The sequence below is a fragment of the Rhizobacter sp. P2_H2 genome (genome assembly GCF_056403375.1).
Genome location: NZ_JBFUFP010000744.1, coordinates 1 through 2,759, shown reverse-complemented (window position 1 = coordinate 2,759; position 2,759 = coordinate 1). Strand labels below are relative to the sequence as shown.

The following is a 2,759-nucleotide window of genomic DNA, read 5'->3' as shown; positions in this document are numbered from 1 at the left end:
GTGGTAGACGTCGGGCAGCCACATGTGGAACGGCACCGCGCCGAGCTTGAACGCGAGGCCGGCGACGATGAACACCACGCCGAACACCAGCACGGTCGGGTTGATCTGGCCGGTGGCGATCGCGTTGAACACCGTCGGGATGTCGAGCGAGCCGGTCGCGCCGTACATCATCRACAGGCCGTACAGCAGGAAGCCGCTGGCCAGCGCGCCGAGCACGAAGTACTTCATCGCGGCTTCGGTCGACTGGGCATGGTCGCGGCGCATCGCGGTCAGCGCGTACAGCGACAGCGACATCAGCTCCAGGCCGAGGTRGATCACGAGGAAGTTGTTCGCCGCCAGCATCACCGAGATGCCGAGCATCGAGAACAGCGACAGCGTGAACAGCTCGCCCTTCAGCATGTCGCGGCTCTCGGCGTACGGCCGGGCATAGACCAGCGTCACCATCACCGCAAGCGACGCGAAGAAGCCCAGCAGGTGGCCGAGCGGGTCGGTGACCATCATGCGCTGCATGCCGTAGACGGTGAAGCCGGCATCGAAGTACGCCAGGTGCATGACGCCGACGACGGCGAGCGTCGCCTGCGTCAGCCAGTAGGTGGGCGTGCGCTTCGGATCGGTGACCCACAGGTCGACCATCGCGACCACGCAGGCCATCACGAGCAGCACCAGTTCCGGGTAGACGGCCAGCCAGTTCATGTCTTTGATCATCATTGCCGCCGCTTCAATTCAGTTTCGAGACGGCCACGTGCTTCAGCAGCTCGGTGACGCTGACGTGCATGGTGTCGGTAAAGGGCTTCGGGTACACGCCCATCCACAGCACGGCCACGGCCAGCAGGGCGAGCATCAGGAATTCGCGGGCGTTGATGTCTTCGAGGGCACGCACGTCCTCGTTGGCCACCGGGCCGAAATAGACGCGCTTGACCATCCACAGCGTGTAGGCCGCGCCGAACACCAGCGTGGTGGCCGCCAGTGCGCCGAGCCAGAAATTGGCCTTCACGGCACCGAGGATCACCATCCACTCGCCGACGAAACCGCCGGTGCCCGGCAGGCCGCAGTTGGCCATCGCGAACAGCACCGCGAACGTGGCGAACTTCGGCATCGTGTTGACGACGCCGCCGTAGCTCGAGATCTCGCGGGAGTGCACGCGGTCGTAGAGCACGCCGATGCACAGGAACATGGCCCCCGACACGAAGCCGTGCGAGATCATCTGCACCAGCGCGCCGGACACGCCCAGCTCGCTGAAGATGAAGAAGCCGAGTGTCGCGAAGCCCATGTGGGCGATCGACGAATAGGCCACCAGCTTCTTCATGTCCTGCTGCACCAGCGCGACCAGCCCGATGTAGACCACGGCGATCAGCGACAGCGCGATGATGAACCAGTCGTACGCATGGCTCGCGTCGGGCGCGATCGGCATCGAGAAGCGCAGGAAGCCGTAGGCGCCGAGCTTCAGCATGATGGCGGCCAGCACCACCGAGCCGCCGGTCGGCGCCTCGACGTGGGCATCGGGCAGCCAGGTGTGCACCGGCCACATCGGCACCTTGACCGYGAAGGCCGCGAAGAACGCGAAGAACAGCAACGTCTGCGTGTTCATGTTCAGCGGCAGCTTGTGCCACGCGAGGATCTCGAAGCTGCCGCCCGACTTGAAGTACAGGAAGATCAGCGCGATCAGCATCAGCAGCGAGCCGGCCAGCGTGTACAGGAAGAACTTGAACGCGGCGTACACCCGGCGCGGGCCGCCCCACACGCCGATGATGATGTACATCGGGATCAGCGTGGCCTCGAAGAACACATAGAACAGCAGGCCGTCGAGCGCGCTGAACACGCCGACCATGATCCCCGACAGGATCAGGAACGCGCCCATGTACTGGTTGACGCGCTCGGTGATCACCTGCCACGCGGCGATCACGACGATGATCGTGATGAAGGCGGTCAGCAGCACGAACCACACCGAGATGCCGTCGACCCCCAGGTGGTAGTGCACGTTCAGGCGCTCGATCCAGTCCAGGTTCTCCTGGAACTGCATCGCGGCGGTGCCGGCATCGAAGCCGGTGATCAGCGGAATCGTGACCGCGAAGCTCGCGATCGCGGCGACCAGCGCGATCCAGCGCACCGCATCGGCATGCTCGTCGCGGCCGACCAGCAGCAGGACGACGCCCGCGACGATCGGCAGCCAGATGGCAAGGCTCAACAAACCCATGTTCTTGTTCTCCGGTGCCGCTTTTACTTGCCGAACAGGCTGCCGGCCGCACTCATCAGCGGGCCCCACAGCTGCCAGGTCATCAGGAGGATCACGCCGAGGATCATCACCAGCGCATACCAGTAGAGGTAGCCGGTCTGCACGACGCGCACCACCGAGGCGAACGCGCCGACCGCACGCGCCGAGCCGTCGATCAGCACGCCGTCGATGATGCCGACGTCGCCGCCCTTCCACAGCCCGCGGCCCAGCAGGCGCGCGCCGGCCGACAGCACGCGCTCGTTGAACCAGTCGAAGAAGTACCGGTTCTCGAGCACGGTGTAGACGAAGCCGAACTTCGACTTGATCCACGCCGGAATGGCCGGCTTGACCATGTAGAACACGTAGGCGGTGACGACGCCGGCCAGCGCCAGCCAGAACGGCAGCGACGTGAGCCCGTGCAGCGCCATCGCGACGGCACCGTGGAACTCGTTCTTCATCTCTTCCATCGCCGGATGCTTTTCCGGGTTGATGAAGATCGAATCCTCGAAGAAGCCGCCGTACAGCATGCCCTGGATCGTCATGAAGC

At 64.7% G+C, this 2,759-nt stretch carries 2 protein-coding genes and 1 pseudogene; all 3 read right to left on the bottom strand.

Going from position 1 to position 2,759, the window contains the following annotated elements; translation table 11 throughout:
• A partial coding sequence (locus tag AC1D15_RS25625) for an NADH-quinone oxidoreductase subunit N (RefSeq protein ID WP_477828207.1) occupies positions 1-705 on the bottom strand: 705 nt, incomplete at its 3' end.
• A 13-nt stretch (positions 706-718) separates the two neighbouring features.
• Positions 719-2,194, bottom strand: a complete 1,476-nt coding sequence (locus AC1D15_RS25620) for an NADH-quinone oxidoreductase subunit M (protein WP_477828206.1) — start codon at positions 2,192-2,194, stop codon at positions 719-721.
• Positions 2,195-2,217: 23 nt separating this feature from the next.
• Positions 2,218-2,759, bottom strand: a pseudogene (locus AC1D15_RS25615) (NADH-quinone oxidoreductase subunit L); the annotation flags it as partial.